Source organism: Desulfovulcanus ferrireducens, assembly GCF_018704065.1.
GTDB lineage: Bacteria > Desulfobacterota > Desulfovibrionia > Desulfovibrionales > Desulfonatronovibrionaceae > Desulfovulcanus > Desulfovulcanus ferrireducens.
The window spans coordinates 25,911-43,342 of sequence record NZ_JAGUQP010000025.1; the positions used below are offsets into that span (position 1 = coordinate 25,911).

Annotated in this window: 14 protein-coding genes and 1 tRNA gene; 7 read left to right on the plus strand and 8 right to left on the minus strand. The window is 43.9% G+C overall.

The genetic code is table 11. The features are described from left to right. Nucleotide 1: 1 nt before the first annotated feature. From KFV02_RS09150 to KFV02_RS09175, 6 genes are all read right to left on the minus strand, one after another. Entirely contained in the window at nt 2-520 is a 519-nt protein-coding gene (locus tag KFV02_RS09150; protein ID WP_252381246.1) for a ferritin, read from the minus strand. Between the two features lie 478 nt (nt 521-998). Continuing rightward, nucleotides 999-3,446, minus strand: coding sequence for an endopeptidase La (lon, locus tag KFV02_RS09155; RefSeq protein WP_252381247.1), 2,448 nt, complete (start codon nt 3,444-3,446; stop codon nt 999-1,001). Between the two features lie 107 nt (nt 3,447-3,553). Further along, the gene (gene clpX / locus KFV02_RS09160; protein WP_252381248.1) at nt 3,554-4,804 is read right to left on the minus strand and encodes an ATP-dependent Clp protease ATP-binding subunit ClpX; all 1,251 of its coding nucleotides are present in this window, start codon (nt 4,802-4,804) and stop codon (nt 3,554-3,556) included. Between the two features lie 124 nt (nt 4,805-4,928). Beyond that, nucleotides 4,929-5,600: an ATP-dependent Clp endopeptidase proteolytic subunit ClpP gene (gene clpP / locus KFV02_RS09165; protein WP_353617329.1), complete on the minus strand. Its 672-nt coding sequence runs from the start codon at nt 5,598-5,600 to the stop codon at nt 4,929-4,931. Nucleotides 5,601-5,800: 200 nt separating this feature from the next. Further along, a complete protein-coding gene (gene tig, locus KFV02_RS09170) occupies nt 5,801-7,141 on the minus strand; it encodes a trigger factor (protein ID WP_252381250.1) in 1,341 nt (446 codons plus the stop codon). Nucleotides 7,142-7,260: 119 nt separating this feature from the next. Next, nucleotides 7,261-7,345: transfer RNA gene (locus tag KFV02_RS09175), tRNA-Leu, on the minus strand. 420 nt (nt 7,346-7,765) lie between these two features. Here KFV02_RS09175 and KFV02_RS09180 point away from each other — a divergent pair. Beyond that, the gene (locus tag KFV02_RS09180) at nt 7,766-8,533 is read left to right on the plus strand and encodes an MBL fold metallo-hydrolase (RefSeq protein ID WP_252381251.1); all 768 of its coding nucleotides are present in this window, start codon (nt 7,766-7,768) and stop codon (nt 8,531-8,533) included. An 85-nt stretch (nt 8,534-8,618) separates the two neighbouring features. Next, the gene (locus KFV02_RS09185) at nt 8,619-9,071 is read left to right on the plus strand and encodes a gamma-glutamylcyclotransferase family protein (protein ID WP_252381252.1); all 453 of its coding nucleotides are present in this window, start codon (nt 8,619-8,621) and stop codon (nt 9,069-9,071) included. A 579-nt stretch (nt 9,072-9,650) separates the two neighbouring features. On the opposite strand, the gene KFV02_RS09190 is transcribed toward KFV02_RS09185, so the two are convergent. Both KFV02_RS09190 and KFV02_RS09195 read right to left on the minus strand, forming a co-directional pair. After that, nucleotides 9,651-9,995 carry an iron hydrogenase small subunit gene (locus KFV02_RS09190; RefSeq protein WP_252381253.1) on the minus strand — a complete coding sequence of 115 codons (345 nt, stop codon included), beginning with the start codon at nt 9,993-9,995 and terminating at the stop codon, nt 9,651-9,653. 15 nt (nt 9,996-10,010) lie between these two features. Next, nucleotides 10,011-11,351 carry a [FeFe] hydrogenase, group A gene (locus tag KFV02_RS09195; protein WP_434800290.1) on the minus strand — a complete coding sequence of 447 codons (1,341 nt, stop codon included), beginning with the start codon at nt 11,349-11,351 and terminating at the stop codon, nt 10,011-10,013. 360 nt (nt 11,352-11,711) lie between these two features. Here KFV02_RS09195 and KFV02_RS09200 point away from each other — a divergent pair, with 360 nt between their 5' ends. From KFV02_RS09200 to KFV02_RS09220, 5 genes are all read left to right on the plus strand, one after another. Further along, nucleotides 11,712-12,251 carry a hydrogenase maturation protease gene (locus KFV02_RS09200; RefSeq protein ID WP_252381254.1) on the plus strand — a complete coding sequence of 180 codons (540 nt, stop codon included), beginning with the start codon at nt 11,712-11,714 and terminating at the stop codon, nt 12,249-12,251. A 134-nt stretch (nt 12,252-12,385) separates the two neighbouring features. Beyond that, complete coding sequence (locus KFV02_RS09205) at nt 12,386-12,634, plus strand: TM1266 family iron-only hydrogenase system putative regulator (protein WP_252381255.1); 249 nt, start codon at nt 12,386-12,388, stop codon at nt 12,632-12,634. 440 nt (nt 12,635-13,074) lie between these two features. Continuing rightward, nucleotides 13,075-14,568 (plus strand): [FeFe] hydrogenase H-cluster radical SAM maturase HydG, encoded by a 1,494-nt coding sequence (gene hydG / locus KFV02_RS09210; protein ID WP_252381256.1) that lies wholly within the window; start codon nt 13,075-13,077, stop codon nt 14,566-14,568. 167 nt (nt 14,569-14,735) lie between these two features. Next, complete coding sequence (locus KFV02_RS09215) at nt 14,736-15,002, plus strand: hypothetical protein (RefSeq protein ID WP_252381257.1); 267 nt, start codon at nt 14,736-14,738, stop codon at nt 15,000-15,002. Further along, the gene (locus KFV02_RS09220; protein ID WP_252381258.1) at nt 15,003-16,391 is read left to right on the plus strand and encodes an aspartate ammonia-lyase; all 1,389 of its coding nucleotides are present in this window, start codon (nt 15,003-15,005) and stop codon (nt 16,389-16,391) included. Nucleotides 16,392-17,432: the final 1,041 nt, after the last annotated feature.

Consider the following 17,432-nt stretch of genomic DNA (forward strand, 5'->3'; position numbering starts at 1 on the left):
TCTACTTCTTCTCATTATCCTGTGGCATGGTAAAGGTCCTCTGAGCTAAATCTCGATCGAGCATAAACAACCCACCGCTGGCTTGGCCAATGAGTTTGATCTTATTCACCACCTCACCCACGCTATCTTCTTCCTCTACCTGTTCACTAACAAACCACTGTAAAAAATTATTGGTAGCATGATCTTTCTCTTCAATAGCTAAATTGACCAAATCATTAATCAAACCAGTAACTTTCTGCTCATGAGCCAGAGCTGCTTCAAAGGCAGCCAAAGGGGATTCCCACTCTGTCGGCGGGGCCGCAATAGCCTGAAGGACCACTTTCCCACCCCGTTCATAGACATAATTATAGAATTTCATGGCATGGAACAGCTCTTCCTGGGCCTGGGCCTTCATCCATGATGCAAATCCGCTCAAATTAAGGTTTTGAAAGTAGGCTGACATGGAAAGATAGAGATAGCTAGAGTACAATTCAGCATTGACTTGTTCGTTCAAAGCCTTTTCCATGGTTTTGGACAGCATTTCATTCTCCTCCTTTTTATAGGTAAAAACCTAAATCCGTGAAACATATGATCTAAAAAATAAGATAGCCTGTAGCCAAAAACCATTTTGACTACCAGATTAAAAATCCTTGTTTTCTGAATGCATTGCAAAGGACTGGGAAACCCATCTTGAGCTTAGCTTGCGGATAAGCAGAACATCGGGATGACAAAGCTAAATATATGGGACTGTTTACCATAACTATCGACAATAAAAAGAATATCCATTTACCCTAAATGCCCCATGATGCTCTGCCCGCAAGCAAGCTATAGATGGGTCCAGCGTGAAAGAAATCAGAATTGAAAAAAAATTATAAAACTCGACCTCGAAAAAGGGTTTGATCATAGACGCAAAGTAGACAGCCCTTTTTCTTCGTCAGAATAGTTACAGGCAATCTATCACGCAAAAATAAAGGCCGAGAATTCCGGCCTTTACCAAAAAACCGTATAATTGCTATCCCCTATTGTGCCTGGGTTCTAAATTCCTCTTTGAGCAGCTTCTGTGCCAGGGGGAAAATATTCTCCCGACCGCAAAACAGGTGGTCAGGTGTCGTACCCAGCAGGGCTTGCGGAAGAACTTCGTCCATATGCCTTACTTTGGTAATTTTTAGCCCCTTGAGCACATTTTCTGGTACTTCTTTCAGTTCACGCTCATTGTCTTCCGGAATTATGACTTCAGAAATCATAGCCCGTCGCGCGGCCAACAGTTTTTCTCTTAGTCCACCTATAGGTAGTACCCGCCCGCGAAGAGTAATCTCGCCGGTCATGGCCAAATCGTTGCGCACCGGTAAATTCAAAAGGGCTGAAACCAGACTGGTAGCCAAGGTTATACCAGCTGACGGACCGTCTTTAGGAGTTGCACCTTCCGGTACATGGACATGGATATCTATCTCCTTGTAAAAGTCAGGTCTAAGTCCGAACATATCCGATCTTGAACGGACATAACTGAGGGCTGCCCTGGCGCTTTCTTGCATCACCTCGCCAAGTTTCCCGGTAATCTCAACCTTACCTGTACCCGGCATCAAGGCCACTTCCACAAGGAGAAGTTCCCCGCCGACCTCTGTCCAGGCCAATCCAGTGGTCACGCCGACCAAAGGCTTTTCTTCCCTTTCTCCATGGCGCACCTTGGGCACCCCGAGATAAGTGCCTATATTAGATTTGCTGACCTGAACCTTTTTGCTCACATCCCCACCCTGCACTAATCTTTTTGCTACCTTGCGGCAGATGGAAGCAATTTCCCGCTCCAGGTTCCGCACCCCTGCCTCTCTGGTATAACGACGAATAATCTCCAGGATAGCTCCGTCTGAAATAAAAACATTGTCTTTGGTTAATCCGTGCTGCTTTAACTGCTTCGGCCACAAGAAATGCCTGGCTATTTCCTTTTTTTCCGTCTCCAGATATCCTGGAAGTTTTATTATTTCCATTCTATCCTGCAAAGGCAGAGGTATGGAATGAAGGCTGTTGGCCGTGGTTATAAAAAAGATATTGGAGAGATCGTAATCCAAATCCAGATAATGATCATTAAAGGCATAGTTTTGCTCCGGGTCCAGAACCTCAAGCAGGGCAGCAGATGGATCGCCCCGAAAATCAGTGCTCATCTTATCTATTTCGTCCAGGCAGAAGACTGGATTGTTGTATTTGGTGCGTTTAAGGCTTTGAATAATCTTGCCTGGCAAAGCACCAACATAGGTCCGGCGGTGTCCTCTTATTTCTGCCTCGTCGCGCACCCCTCCCAACGACAAACGGACAAAATCCCTTTGCATGGCACGGGCCACGGACTTGGCCAAAGATGTTTTACCTACTCCCGGCGGTCCCACAAGACAAAGAATAGGTCCTTTGATCTTGTCCACTAGGCTTTGTACTGCTAGATATTCCAGGATCCTCTCCTTGGGCTTTTCCAGGCCAAAATGATCTTCATTGAGAACCTTTTCTGCTGACCTAATATCGATTTCTGTTTTTTTCAGCTCGTTCCAGGGCAAGGCCAGAATCCAGTCCACATAATTGTGTACAACTGTATATTCGGCCGAATTGGAGGGCATCATACGGAGTTTCTTGATCTCCTCGAGGGCCTTTTCCTTGGCAGCCTCTGGCATATTCTTCTTCTTAACCTTCTCTTCCAGTTCATCCAATTCAGCCTTAGGATCGGTTTCTCGACCCATTTCTTTGTGAATGGCCTTTAACTGCTCAGAAAGATAATATTCTCTCTGATTTTTCTCCATCTGCTTTTTGACCCTGGTCTTGATCTTTTTCTCAAGAGAAAAGACCTCTATTTCCCCTTGTAAATAAGCATAGGCCTTTTCCAAACGTTTGTTAGGGTCTATCTCTTCAAGGACCTCTTGTTTTTTCTGAAAATCCAGCTTCAAGTGAGGCATCAAAGCATCGGCCAATGGCCCCGGCTGATTGATGGAAGACATGGACAATATTGTTTCTTTGGCCATTTTGGCATTAATCCTGCCATATTCTTCAATGGCCTCATGCGTGGCCCGCACCAGGGCCTCAGCCTCTAAATCGTCCACCTCTATATCCTGAAGAGCAATAACCCGCACCAGGGGAACTCGGGATGAGAAATCTACTTCTTCAAGCTCTATGCGTGCCCTGTACAACCCCTCGAACAAGACTTTGATTGTTCCATCCGGGAGCCTGAACATCTGGAGAACCCTGCTCACACACCCGCAGGCAAAAAGATCATCCTTGCTGGGTTTCTCAATTTTAGGATCTTTTTGAGCGACTAAAAAAATCTTCTTATCATAATCAGCCAGAGCTGACTCAATGGCCTTAATAGACTTCTCACGCCCCACAAACAAGGGAACAATGCTCCCCGGGAACATGACAACTTCTCTAAGGGTCATCAACGGCAAAAAAATTTCTTCGGGACTATTATCTTGATCAAAATTATTAACTTGATCCATTCTCCCTCCATTTGGAGCTTAAAATTTTATAGTGGATTCAAAGGAGATGAAACAGGAGTGGTAAACAAATAAACGGTTAGAGAGGAGCGGGCAATACCCGCCCCCTTCTAGGCTGATTTTACTTCCTGGTCATAGAAAATCAAAGGTTCCAGGTTATTCTCTACAACGGCTTTGTTGACCAAACATTCACGCACACCTTTCATGGATGGTATCTTATACATGATATCAAGCATGATTGTTTCCATAACATTTCTTAAACCGCGGGCTCCTGTTTTTCTCTCCAAGGCCTTTCTGGCAATAGCTTTTAATGCGTTTTTAGTAAACTTTAACCGCACATTGTCAAGTTCAAACATTTTTTTATACTGTTTAACCAATGCATTTTTGGGCTCAGTCAGAATGCGAACCAGATCCTCTTCTGAAAGTTCCTGCAAAGAGGTAATCACAGGAATACGGCCTATAAATTCGGGAATAAGGCCAAACTTGACTAAATCTTCCGGATGAACCTGTTTTAAAAGCTCATCCGAGCTCATCTTCTTTTTATTGCTGATCTTGGCGCCAAAGCCCATGGCGCTTCCTTGCAAGCGCTGCTGGATAATATTTTCCAAGCCAATAAAAGCTCCTCCGAGGATAAACAGGATATTGGAGGTATCTATCCGAATATATTCCTGTTGAGGATGCTTACGCCCTCCCTTGGGTGGGATATTGGCTTCGGTACCCTCAATGATCTTCAACAAGGCCTGCTGGACACCTTCTCCTGAGACATCCCTGGTAATGGATGGACTATCGGCCTTACGCGCAATCTTGTCTATTTCATCTATATATATGATACCTTTCGAGGCTGCCTCCAGGTCATAGTCGGCATTTTGGACCAATTGGACCAAAATGTTTTCCACGTCTTCACCCACATAACCGGCCTCAGTCAAAGTGGTAGCATCGGCAATGGCAAAGGGAACCTTGAGAATCCTGGCCAGAGTCTGGGCCAAGAGGGTTTTTCCCGAACCAGTAGGCCCGACTAGAAGTATATTACTCTTGTCCAGTTCCACGTCATCGCTTTTAAGACTGGCATATTGAATCCTCTTATAATGGTTATAAACAGCAACAGAAAGAACCTTTTTGGCTTCATCCTGGCCAATAACGTAATCATCAAGTGCCTTTTTGATTTCAGCCGGAGGCAGAATTTCTCCGTCCTCCAGGTCTTCCTTAATGTTGTCCTGGGCAATAATTTCCTCGCACAGGGCCACACACTCATTGCAAATATATACATCAGGCCCGGCAATTAAACGCTCTACTTCTTCCTGGCCTTTCCCGCAAAATGAACAACATAAATCATAAAGATAAGGCTTTTTCTCGTCCGCCATAACTCACCTCGTTAAGATTTAAAAACATCACACCTGCCCCTGTTTGCCTTACGGACAGGACAATCAAAAGGGACAGCATTATATAGTCCAGAAACCAAGACTTTCAATCAGCCACATTGAGCCCTTAGCTTTTTGACTTTTGAGTGTCTAAATTCTCTATCTCGGCCCTCGAAGTCAGGACATGATCCACGATTCCATACTCTTTGGCCTCGGTAGCGCTCATAAAATAATCACGTTCGGTATCCTTTTCCACCTTGGCCACATCCATCCCCGTATGCTTGGACAAGATATTATTCAAGATAGCTTTAAGACGAATAATCTCTCTGGCCTGAATATCAATATCTGTGGCTTGACCTTGAAATCCACCCATGGGTTGATGAATCAAAATACGGCTATTGGGCAGAGCGTAACGCATCCCTTTTTCTCCGGCCGCCAAAAGCAGGGCAGCCATACTCGCTGCCTGGCCCAGACACAACGTAGCTACCGGGGATGAAATATACTGCATGGTATCATAAATAGCCATCCCCGCCGTGACAGACCCACCAGGGGAATTGATATAAAAATTTATTTCCTTTTCCGGATTGTCTGATTCTAAAAATAAAAGCTGGGCACAGATGAGATTGGCTACATTGTCATCGATTTGAGAACCCAAAAGGATAATCCTGTCTTTAAGCAGCCTTGAGTAAATATCGTAGGCCCGCTCACCTCTGCCAGTTGTTTCAATAACCATAGGGATATTATAATATGACATATTTTCTCCTTTTTTGTTCGACTCTCTTTTGAGATCTAGAGGAATCTCTCTAGCTTTTTAACTTTATGTCAAGAAATTAACATCATTTTAGCTCAAATGCCAGAATAAAAAACACCCAAATCATAACAGAAAAAATCCTGATTTTAAAGCTGGTATGAAGGAAATCAAAAGGCTGGGAACTGAGGAAAAAGGAGGTATCAGAAGAGGTTAATCCGGACAGGGCAAAAGACCCTGCCCGGTTGATATTATTCTTCAGATTCACTTTCTTTAGAGGGCTCTTCCCCCTCTTCATCCTTGACTGGCGGAACCAATTTTATTTTGGCGTTCTCGTAAATCAGCTCCATGGCCTTATCAGCCAAAACCTTATCTTTCAAAGCAATCATAAGATTGTTCTGCTCATAGAAATTTTTCAGGGTCGCAAAATCCTGCCCGGTAGCATAAGCTATTTTTTGTAATTGAGCATCCAGCTCCTCGGGCTTTACAGTCAACTCTTCTTTTTGGGCCACTGCCAACAAAAATATTTGAGATTTTACGATCTCTTCAGCTTCGGGGCGAAATTCCTTCTCCAGCTCTTCCATACTCTTGCCCAGGGAATCGAAGCTTTTGCCCTGGCGCTCAAGTTTATCCCTAAGCTCGGCAATCTTTTGGTCAATATGGCTTTTCACCATTGACTCAGGCAATTCGAAATCAACCTTTGCCTTCAACTCATCCAGAAGCTTCTTCTGGGCCACGCTCTTGGTCAACTCCTTCCTGGTAGCCACATAAGACTTTTCAATTGCCTCTCTAAGCTTCTCAATAGAATCATAACCGCCAGCCTTCTGAGCCAATTCATCATCTATGTCCGGGAGCTTCTTTTCTTTTATATTATGCAGAGTAACTTTCATCAGCACTTTCTGGCCGGCCAATTCTTTATTGATAAAATCTTCTGGCAACTGGACCTCGCCCTCGCCGCTCTGGCCCGGCTTCAAGCCCATGACTATCTCTTCAAATTCAGGCAGGGCACCACCCTCGCCCAAAGTCATTTGAAAATTTTCAGCCTTGACTCCCTCTATTGGCTCCCCGTCTTTATAGGCCTCAAAATCAATCACCACTGCATCGCCTTCTTTCGGATGACGGTCTTCTTCAACAATAATAAATTCGGCGAGTCTTTCTCTCAAACGTTGAATAACTGCCTCTACCTCTTCCTTATTTACCTCAACCTCTTCTTCCTCTACTTCCAGACCCTTATATTCAGGAAGCTCAAATTCCGGGGCAACTTCAAAACTAAAAGAATAATTAAACTCCTGGCCCTTTACCAGCTCTTTGGCATCAACATCGATCCTGGACAAAGGGACCAGTTTCATCTCATTTAAGATCTCATTGATGTGTAAATTGATTAAATCAGTTGTCGCTTCATTATAGATTTGCTTTTTGAAACGACCTTCAATAATTGAGGAGGGCACTTTACCTTTGCGAAAGCCTTTAATATCAGCATCCTTGCGGTACAAGGCAACAGTAGCAGCAATGGCAGCGTTCACTTCCTCAATTGGCACCTGTACATTAACTTTTCTCTTGACTGAGGATAACTCCTCAACTTTATAATCCATGGAAAACCTATCCTCCTTTTTAATTTGCCACAAAGCTGGCTATAGGGTTGTTTGTACGCAAAAGGCAATGCCACTCACAAGCGAGACCATGGCTAATTCACGGCAAAAAATATTGTTAGTGGTGCGAGAGGGGGGAGTCGAACCCCCACGGACCAAGCCGCTGGATCCTAAGTCCAGTGCGTCTACCAATTCCGCCACTCTCGCTTTTTGGAAAAAAGCTAACTAATCTTTTAACACACAAATTGTCAATAGAACAAGTTTAAAGCTTCAGGGTAATATTTTAACCGCAGACACGCGCGGATTTTTGAGGGATAAGGTTTAAGGATTAAGGGATAAGTGAAATGTATGAGCAAAATTTGAGGGCATTGATATTATTAATATTAAGCAGAAGTTAGCAAAATGTTAAACTTTTAGAGAGTGGTTCAAGTAGGCTACCCTCGTATGTTTACACCGGCCTTTTTGAAGTCTAATTTATTTAGACAGCGATAAAGCTAATTATGGCATGGAAGACCGTTATTTCCCTTGATGGTCGTACACCTTAATCCTTAATTCTTAATTCTTAATCCGTAATTTTTACCCTTTAATTAGAAACGATTATCCTGAAAATCTGTCCAGGAGGAAAAAATGAAAGTCATCTTTTGCGGAGTAGGCGAGGCCTTTGATGAAAACTTGGCCAATACTTCAATTTTGGTCCAATCCGAAGATAATACCTACAGCCTGTTACTCGACCTGGGCTTTACTGCTGCTTCTGCTTACTGGCAGGTTAATCCGAACCCGCTTACTCTGGACGCAATCTGGATTTCTCATTTTCATGGCGACCATTTTTTTGGGCTGCCTGCACTTTTGCTAAGATTTTATGAGCACAAAAGGACTAAGCCCCTGACCATCATCGGCCAACCCGGCATTGATGACCTGGTCACAGCTTCCGTAGGCCTTGCCTATCCATCTCTATGGCCAAAACTTACTTACCCAGTACTTTTCATAGAGGCAAAGGTCGACAAAAACGTTGATTTGGCTTTATTTTCTCTGGCTTTTGCCCCTACCAAACATCCCCAAGACTGTCTCGGGATAAAAATAACATCCGGCAATGGGAGTATTTTTTACTCTGGAGACGGCAGACCTACAAAAGAGTGCCTTTGCCTGGCCCAAAAGTGTGACCTGGTTATTTGCGAAGCATATACCCTGGAGGACATGGTGCCTGGACACAACAACGTGCATGACGCCATGGACTTTGCCCGTGAGGCCTGTGCCAAATCCCTGGCACTTGTCCACCTGCAACGTGATGTTCGCCGAAAACATAGCCAAAAAATCAAAAAAATTCTGCAGGCCAACAATGATATACGTGTTTTTTTACCTGAACCAGGAGACAAAATCATTGTGCCCGGCTCGTGACTTGCCCTGCATCACGCCTATCTGACAATGTTGAGTGGAATTTCATTTAAGCTTACCCCCAAACCCCAGTCGACCAATAAAGCAAATGGAATATCTTTTTGTATATGGAACCTTGCGGCAAAAGGTAGCGCATCCTCTGCATACTTTTCTGCTTAATAATGCAGATTTTATTGGTCTTGGCTATGTGCAGGCCAAGCTATATGCGGTTAAACACTATCCTGGAGCGGTATTAACTGAAGACCCAGCAAGTAGAGTCCTTGGGGAAGTGTACTTCTTGCGAAGGCCAGAAAAAGTTTTAAACAAGCTTGATGCTTACGAGGGGTGTACCAAAGATTACCCTCAACCACATGAATATAAAAGAAAAAAAGTTAGCGTTAAACTTGAGAACGGCCCAAATATTACGGCATGGATGTATGAGTACAACCTCCCTACAAAAAACCTGAAACTAATCCCCTCCGGAGATTATCTCGATTTTATTAACTTAAAAACTCAATGGCTCAAGAGCCTATGGCCAAACCCTATTTTAACCGCTGAATGAAAGTCCTGGTTTCTGAAATGCATTACAAACGGCTTGGGTAACTCAATCTTAATGAAGCTTGCGGAAAAACAGAGCATCGGGATGAATGGGCTAAATACTTTGCGATGTTGACCATAACCATCGGTAATAAAAGAATATTTGCTTACCCAAAGTATCCCATTATGCTCTATCCGCAAGCAAGTTTTAGATGGGTCCTAGTCTTTGTACCAGCATGAAAGAAACCAAGACTGAAATAAAACCAGGACAATTAAGTTGATAAAAAGGTTAGAGCCCAGGCTCTCAACTTCCCTAGCTGTCTAACACCATAACTTCTACGCTTTTGGAAAGCACTTTTTCTAAAATGCATTACAATTGAAAAAATGTGCTCTCCATTTAACCCGGAAAGTTGAGTCAATGATATCAGTTATTGGTACGGGACTTATTATTGAATCCTGGATCTATCTCAAAGTACAAAGGAAAGGGCAAACAGGCAGGGGAAAGAATCTATCTTTAACAAACTTTAACAAAATCGCGATGCAGAAAAACGCCCTTTGGTTCAGACAACTAGTCCTCCCCTCAGGCTGCTCTATTTGAATAAAATTAAAGGGCCAACTCAATACCCTTCTCTTTCAAGGCCTTAACCCTGGCGCTACGATCATAGTAATTGGTATGCAAAAGGCGGTGAGACATATGTCCGCATGGTCCTTCATGCAAAAAGCCATGCTTTTTATCGTAGAGCTTTTTAACCATGGGATTATCCTGTGACTTTCTGATCTTATAGATTTTGGCATCAGCTTCATAAACAGATTTCTGACGCAAGGCCACGAACTCCATGGCTGCGGCTACGGCCTCTTTGGTCATGTTAAACCCCAAGACCATATAGCCGGTAGCAATGCCTGCAGCCTTAAGAAAACTGCGTCTGGTCATCTTTATCATTTTTTTCATGGTTTACCCTCCTTCCTAACAACAAACTTTTCGCATTCTGTATCTCTTATTTATCTTCGCAATCATGCACTTAAACAGTGAAGCTTCTTCGCGAATATCCGGATCCAAAGGCTGTCCTCCACCGTTTACGCAACCGCCAGGGCAGGTCATAATCTCAATAAAGTGATAGGGAGACTTGCCAGCCCGAACTTCTTCGCAGAGTTTGGCGGCATTCTGAAGTCCACTGGCAACAGCCACTTTGACTGTTCCGAAATTCGGAACCTTAATGTCAGCGGTGTTAATGCCCTCATGGGTACGCACAATTTTTATGTCAGGGTTAGCAAGTTTTTGACCGGATAAAACCTCGTAAGCCAAGCGAAGAGCTGCTTCCATAACTCCGCCACTGGTGCCGAAGATTGTCGCAGCACCCGTGGACATACCTAGTGCAGGGTCAGGTTCCTGGTCGGGCAAACTTTTAAAGTCAATTCCTGCCTTTTTGATCATGTAGGCCAGTTCCCTGGTATTTATAGTGGCATCAATATCTTTAAAGCCACTATCGGCCATCTCTGGTCGGAGCCCCTCGTACTTCTTGGCGATACATGGCATGATAGATACGGTGTAAATCTTCTGGCCAGGGATATGCGTCTCGTGGGCGCCATATGTTTTGGCCAGAGCGCCAAGCATCCCTATGGGGGATTTACATGTGGAAAGATGGGGCAAGAGATCAGGATAAAAAGTCTCACAAAACTTGACCCACCCCGGACAACATGACGTAAACTGTGGTAATGGCTTGTCCTTGCTTGGATGCTTAACCCGCTCGATAAGCTCTGTACCTTCCTCCATGATGGTTACGTCTGCGGTCCATTCGTTGTCCCAGATGTAATCAAAACCAAGTTTCCTCAGGGCAGCATGCATCTTGCCCCCTACATACGTGCCTGTCGGATAGCCAAAACACTCTCCAAGGCCATAGCGAACAGCCGGGGCAGGCATAGACACAACTATCGTGTCCGGATCTTTCAACTTTTCAAAAATCTCGTCCACATAAGAAACGCCTTCATAGATAGCGCCGTAAGGACAATTGAGCAAACATTGCCCGCAATTCATGCACGCTGCCGGACTGACTACCTGGTGAATGCCATCATCATTAATGGCCTGAATAGCGCCGGTGGGGCAATGCTCCTCACACACTCCACACCCCTGACACTTGGTGAGATCCACCTGGACAAAATAAATATTGTCCGGGTCCTCACTTCTCGGGGCATTGGTCAGATACATCACATCTTCCATTTTTTTCATGGTCCCCTCCTCCTCTGGTATTATCGCCGATAAATCTACCGGCGTAAGTTTAGGTGCCGTTTTGGCTCTGCATCCGGACATGATACCCTCCTCCGTTAGGATGCGTCCTAAAAATAAAAAATGCCCTTACCAAATTTGAGTTTAGAGCCTGAAGGTTGGCTCTCGAAGCTCTCAATTTACACCCCCTTGACCCTCAGTAATCTTAAATTAGCCCCAAACTCGTTTGCCTGGATTAAAACCAAAAAAAAATTAAATCATTTATAAAATTTTATAATTTTGCGCATAAAAAATAAAAATTTATCTGTCAAGAAGGTCAACAAAAATTTATAGAAAGAAAACAAAAAAAATATTTTTTTAAAAAAAGCTTGCCAAGTTCGTTTCCTTTACCTAAGGTCGAAGCAAATCGTAATACGATTATGATTTTTATATGCAATATCGAATATGTGCGAAATATCTATAATCGGTCTCGGCAACATTTTAGACGGAGATATGGGGGTTGGATGCTATATTCTGGAAGCCCTCGCACAGGATAACTTGGGCGACAACATCCGCCTCGCCTACCTGGCTGAAGAGGCAATAAAAGCGGACGTCTGGTTCTACAAAGCAAGTTTGGCCATTATTGTCCAGGGGCTCTGCCTGGGGGCAAATCCGGGGCGCATCCTTTGCTGGAACTATAAGACCTTCCGGCAAAACCTCACCTGGTTAACAGAGCAATCAAAAACGATCAGACCCCTGACTCAAGCCCTGGCCAGGACTGAACTGGCTAATGGATTCCCTGAAAAGCTTCTTTTTATCTTCATCCAGCCCAAGGAGACAGGCAGACCCTCTATCTCTAAAGAAATGTGCAAGGCCATGCGCAGAGCAATAAAAATAATAAAAAGGCAGCTACAGGAAAACGGTTTTCTATCAACAACAACTAGCAGTAAGCTTGAGCCGATTTATCGGCTCAAGCTGCTGCAAGGGAGCATGTTAATGTTCTAGGGTTATCGAAAAGTAAACCTTTGCCTGCGGGAAGGGTGCAAGCCTGAACCCAAGGGTTAGTGTGAATAAATCTCGCTTTCTACCCGGCCTGCAGGCATTTGCTTTGGTCGGGTTTTATTTTTTGGAGGGTTAAAATGAACAAAAGAATGGGCGTAATAGCCATCATCGTCAAGGACAGGAAATCTTCCAGTTCTAAAGTCAACGAGATTTTAACTGAATACGGCGAAATGATTATTGGGCGTATGGGAGTGCCTTATCGCGAGAAAAAGGTAAATGTAATTTCCTTAATCGTTGAAGCCAATACAGATCAAATAGGTGCCCTCACCGGCAAACTAGGCATGATTCCTCAGGTAGAAGTCAAATCCATTTTAATAACAAAGTAACAGTGATAATGTTGAAAGGGTTGTAGTTGTTGTTGCTGGCCTAGCTGCCTGCTCAACCATACAACCCTTAAGATTCTGTGACCAACGCCTATTTAAACCGCTGATTGAAAGTCTTGGTTTCTGAAATGCATTACAAACGGCTTGGGTAACCCAATCTTAATGAAGCTTGCGGGAAAACAGAGCATCGGGATGAATGGGCTAAACACTTTGCGATGTTAACCATGGTTATCGATAATAAAAAGAGTGTCTGCTTATTTACAATATCCCATTATGCTCTATCCGCAAGCAAGTTTTAGATGGGTCCAAGTCTTTGTGCCAGCATGAAAGAAACTAAGACTGGAATAAACCATGGAAATTAATCTGATAAACAGGTTCGACCACAGGCACATAAATACTTTCGGCCTTGAGCTAATATTTTTCACTTTTAAGGAGGTTTCTATATGCTGAGCGCAAAAGAAAAGGAATGGCGAGAAGAACGGTTGGCCAGAATCAAGAAATGGGAAGAAGATTGTCCCTGGGAGGATTTCATCGATGATGATAACATATCGAAAATCATTGAAGAGAAAAAAAATCCGGATAAAAAAGAAATCCTGGAAATAGTTTCCAAGGCAAAAGAAAATGCCCTAACCGGGGCCATGCTTTCTCCCGAAGAAGTAGGTGCTCTCACCAACGTGCAAGATCCAGAGCTATGGGAGGCTATTTTCGAAGCTGCCAACTGGATCAAGTGCAAAGTCTATGGCAACAGGATTGTGCTTTTTTCGCCCCTTTATATTTCCAGCCCTTGTGTAAATAATTGCGCCTATTGCGGATTCAGGCACAGCAACAAGGAAGTTCACACAAAAACATTAACCATGGAAGAGTTGGAAGAGGAAATAAAAGTCCTCACCGGCATGGGCCAGAAACGGCTTATTGTCGTTTACGGAGAACACCCTGCAAGTGACTACAAATTCATGTGTAAAACCATAGAAAAAATATACAGTATAAAAAATGGAAAAGGAGAGATTAGACGGGTCAATGTCAATGCTCCACCTTTGTTTGTCGATGAATACGAGGCAGTAAAGGCTGTGGGCATTGGCACGTATCAAGTCTTTCAGGAAACGTATCATCATCCGACTTATCATAAAATGCATCCTGCCAACACTCTCAAGGGCCAGTATAAGTGGCGACAATTCGCCCTGCACCGGGCCCTGCAGGCAGGCATTGATGATGTGGCTATCGGGGCTTTGTTCGGGCTCTATGACTGGCGTTTTGAGTTATTGGGGCTACTTTATCATGCCATGTCTCTGGAAAAAGAATTCGGCGTAGGCTCTCATACCATTTCTTACCCACGCCTGGAACACGCAGTAAACACTCCTATCACCTCAAACTCTCCCTATCTTGTGGATGATGAAGACTTTAAAAAAATAGTCGCTATTATCCGCCTGATGTGCCCATATACAGGGTCAATTTTAACCGCGAGAGAAGCTCCTGCCCTGCGAAGGGACCTTATACAAAAAGGCGGAATTTCCCAGATGGATGCCGGTACCAGAATTGCCGTTGGTGGATATGCTGAGATGAAAAAAGAGCATATTCCTGACAAGCAGCAATTTCTTATTCAGGACACTCGTAGCCTGGACGACTTCATCTATGATTTGTGCAAAGATGGATATTTACCTTCTTTTTGTACTGCCTGTTACCGTGAAGGCCGCACAGGTGACAATTTTATGCCATTGGCCAAGCATGCAACTGTTAAAAACTTTTGTATTGGCAATGGCATCCTTACTTTTAAAGAATACCTCCTGGATTATGCCTCGCCCAGAGTAAAAGAAATCGGGGAAAAAGTGATTATCCCCAACTACTTAAAATGGCTGGATGAACACGTGCCCCAGGCAGCGAAGCAGGTCAAAGAGCTACTGCAAAAAGAAGAGGCCGGGGAAAGAGATCAGCATTTGTAGTTTAGTTGAGTGGTTGAGTGTGTAAGTAGTTGAATAGGTTGAGTAAGGCATTATTGATACCCTCCTTACTCACCTTACTCAACTTAAAAGTGTACCAGCATAAAATAAACCACGAAACTTAAATTTAGTTAAAGGGTTTGGCCACAGGCTCTCAAGAGATGCAGGATATGAACGAAATCAAAAAACTATTAGAGGAAAAGGCCAAAGAGGTGTGTGCGCGGTTTGGTCTGAGCAGGGTATATTTTGCTCAAGTGCTGGGCAGGCGCAACCACTTTCTGGCTGGCCATGGAGAAGAGATGTTCGTGCGACCTGAAAAGAGAACTTTGACCGAAAAAATCACTGTTTTCTGGGAAGGTGATATCTCGGAAGAAAAAAGGCGGGCTTTGCTGGACGAGCTAATTCCCTTTGCAAAAAAAGTTTCAAAGGTGCTTTAAATGATACGCATTGAACACGATCTCTTAGGCGAAAAAAAGATACCCCGAGATGCTTATTTTGGGATTCATTCTCTTCGGGCAAAAGAAAACTTTCCCTTATCCGGCCTAAATGTTCACCCGGAACTGATCCGGGCCATGGGCCTGGTTAAACAGGCCTGTGCCAGGGCCAATCTGGAACTGGGCTACCTGAAACCAGAAACAGGCGAGGCTATAATTTCTGCCTGCGAGGATGTCTGCTCTGGAAAACTGAATGAGGAGATCGTGGTCGATGCCCTGCAGGGCGGCGCAGGAACTTCTACCAATATGAACATCAATGAAGTTATTGCCAACCGGGCAATTGAAATCCTGGAAGGTGAAAAAGGCGACTATAAACTCGTTCACCCCATTAACCAGGTCAATTTACATCAATCAACCAACGATGTTTATCCCACTGCAATTAAAATAGCTGCCATTAGCCTTCTGCGAGACCTGGAAAAAAAGATTGCCAAGTTACAGGCCGCCTTACAAGACAAAGAAAACGAATTTCGTGATGTTATCAAGATTGGGCGCACTGAACTGCAGGATGCTGTTCCCATGACCCTGGGGGCAGAGTTTTCCGCGTTTTCCGAGGCCATTGCCAGGGATAGATGGAGAGTATTTAAATGCGAAGAAAGACTGCGGGTAGTGAATATAGGAGGGACAGCTATTGGTACCGGCCTTACAGCGCCAAGAAAATACATATTTCTGGTAATTGAAAAGTTGCGTGAACAAACAGGCTTTGGCCTTGCACGTGCTGAAAACATGGTTGACGCCACCCAGAATATGGATGCCTTTGTAGAAGTCTCTGGCATTTTAAAAGCCCATGCTGTCAACTTGTTTAAAATTAGCTCTGACCTGCGGTTAATGTCTTCTGGCCCTTTAGCAGGCTTGCGGGAGATAAAACAGCCAGAGGTCCAGGCCGGTTCTTCCATCATGCCAGGCAAAGTCAATCCGGTTATTTGCGAAGCAGTGGGCCAGGTAGCCATCAAGGTCATGGCCAATGATTTTATTGTGACTCAAGTATGTCAGAATGGACAATTTGAATTAAATCCATTTCTGCCACTTCTAGCCCATGCCCTCCTTGAGTCTTTAAGCCTGCTGATTCAGGCCAATAAAATTTTCCGGGAAAAGTGTATTCAGGGAATTTCTGCCAACAAAGAAATTTGCGCCCACTATGCTCATCACAGCCCAGGCCTAATAACCGCGCTTTTACCCTACATCGGCTACGAGCAGGCAACATCAGTAGCCAAAGAAGCACAAAAAACGGGCAAGAGCGTGCTAGAAATAGTCCGGGAAAAAAATCTTATCCCCAAAGATCAATTGGAATATATTCTCTCCCCGGAAGCAATGACAGCTCTAGGTTACAGATAATAGAGTCTGTGGCCAAACCCCATCCTGACCACCAGATTGAAAATCCTGGTTTCTTGAAAGCATTGCAAAGGGCTGGGTAAGCTATCTTGGCGAAGCTTGCGGATAAGCAGAGCATCGGGGCGACAAAGCTAAATATCTTGGGACTATTTGTCATAGCTAGCGACAATAAAAAGAATATTCGCTTACCCTAAATGCCCCATTATGCTCTGCCCGTAAGCAAGCCTTAGATGGGTCCAGGCATTTGCACCAGCATGAAAGAAATCAGGATTGAAAAAAATATGAAAAATTGTCCTCTGAGTAAGGTTTGGCCACAGACTCAATAGCACTGTAGAGTCGTTATCCCATACGATCGGACGCACCCGCTATTTGCACTAATTTTTGAGAAGCCTTAATTTTGGTATTCCATCTGCTGATTGTTTTCTCTTTTTTTGTTCATGTTTAGCAAAATTTTGTCATAATTTAGGAACCAAACCTGTTCAGAAACTCTGTGCAGTGGTAATAATCCAGAATCTGGCGGCAATCAGGGGAAAATTCTACTATGGAATCCCATATCCACTGACCATCCTACCTACTCATCTCACTCACCTAACCAACCCACCCCACCTAACTTCTCATTTTCTCTACTTCAGAGCTTCCTCTTCAATACGCCCTTTTCTCTTCTTTTTCATTCAACATTAAGCATTAAACATCCAACATTAAAATAACCCCATCATCCCATCCACCCATCCACCGTTACACGAAAAAAAATAATTGATTTTTATTTGACACTAAAATTATTTTAACGTAATAATAATTCAGAAAGAGTAACACAGCTTTTATTTCGTATGCCTATGGCTACAGCAGGATCGTTCCTGAACCAAAAAAGGCTTTGATTGAAAACTTTCCATGGGGTGTGTCTACACACTGACAAAAATACTTGAAGGTATCCGGTCTGACGGAAACTTTTGTGAACTTACTTCACATCTTAAGGAGGTAAAGATGGCCAAGGTAGGAGTGTATGTATGTCATTGCGGCACGAACATCGCTGGAGTGGTTGATGTT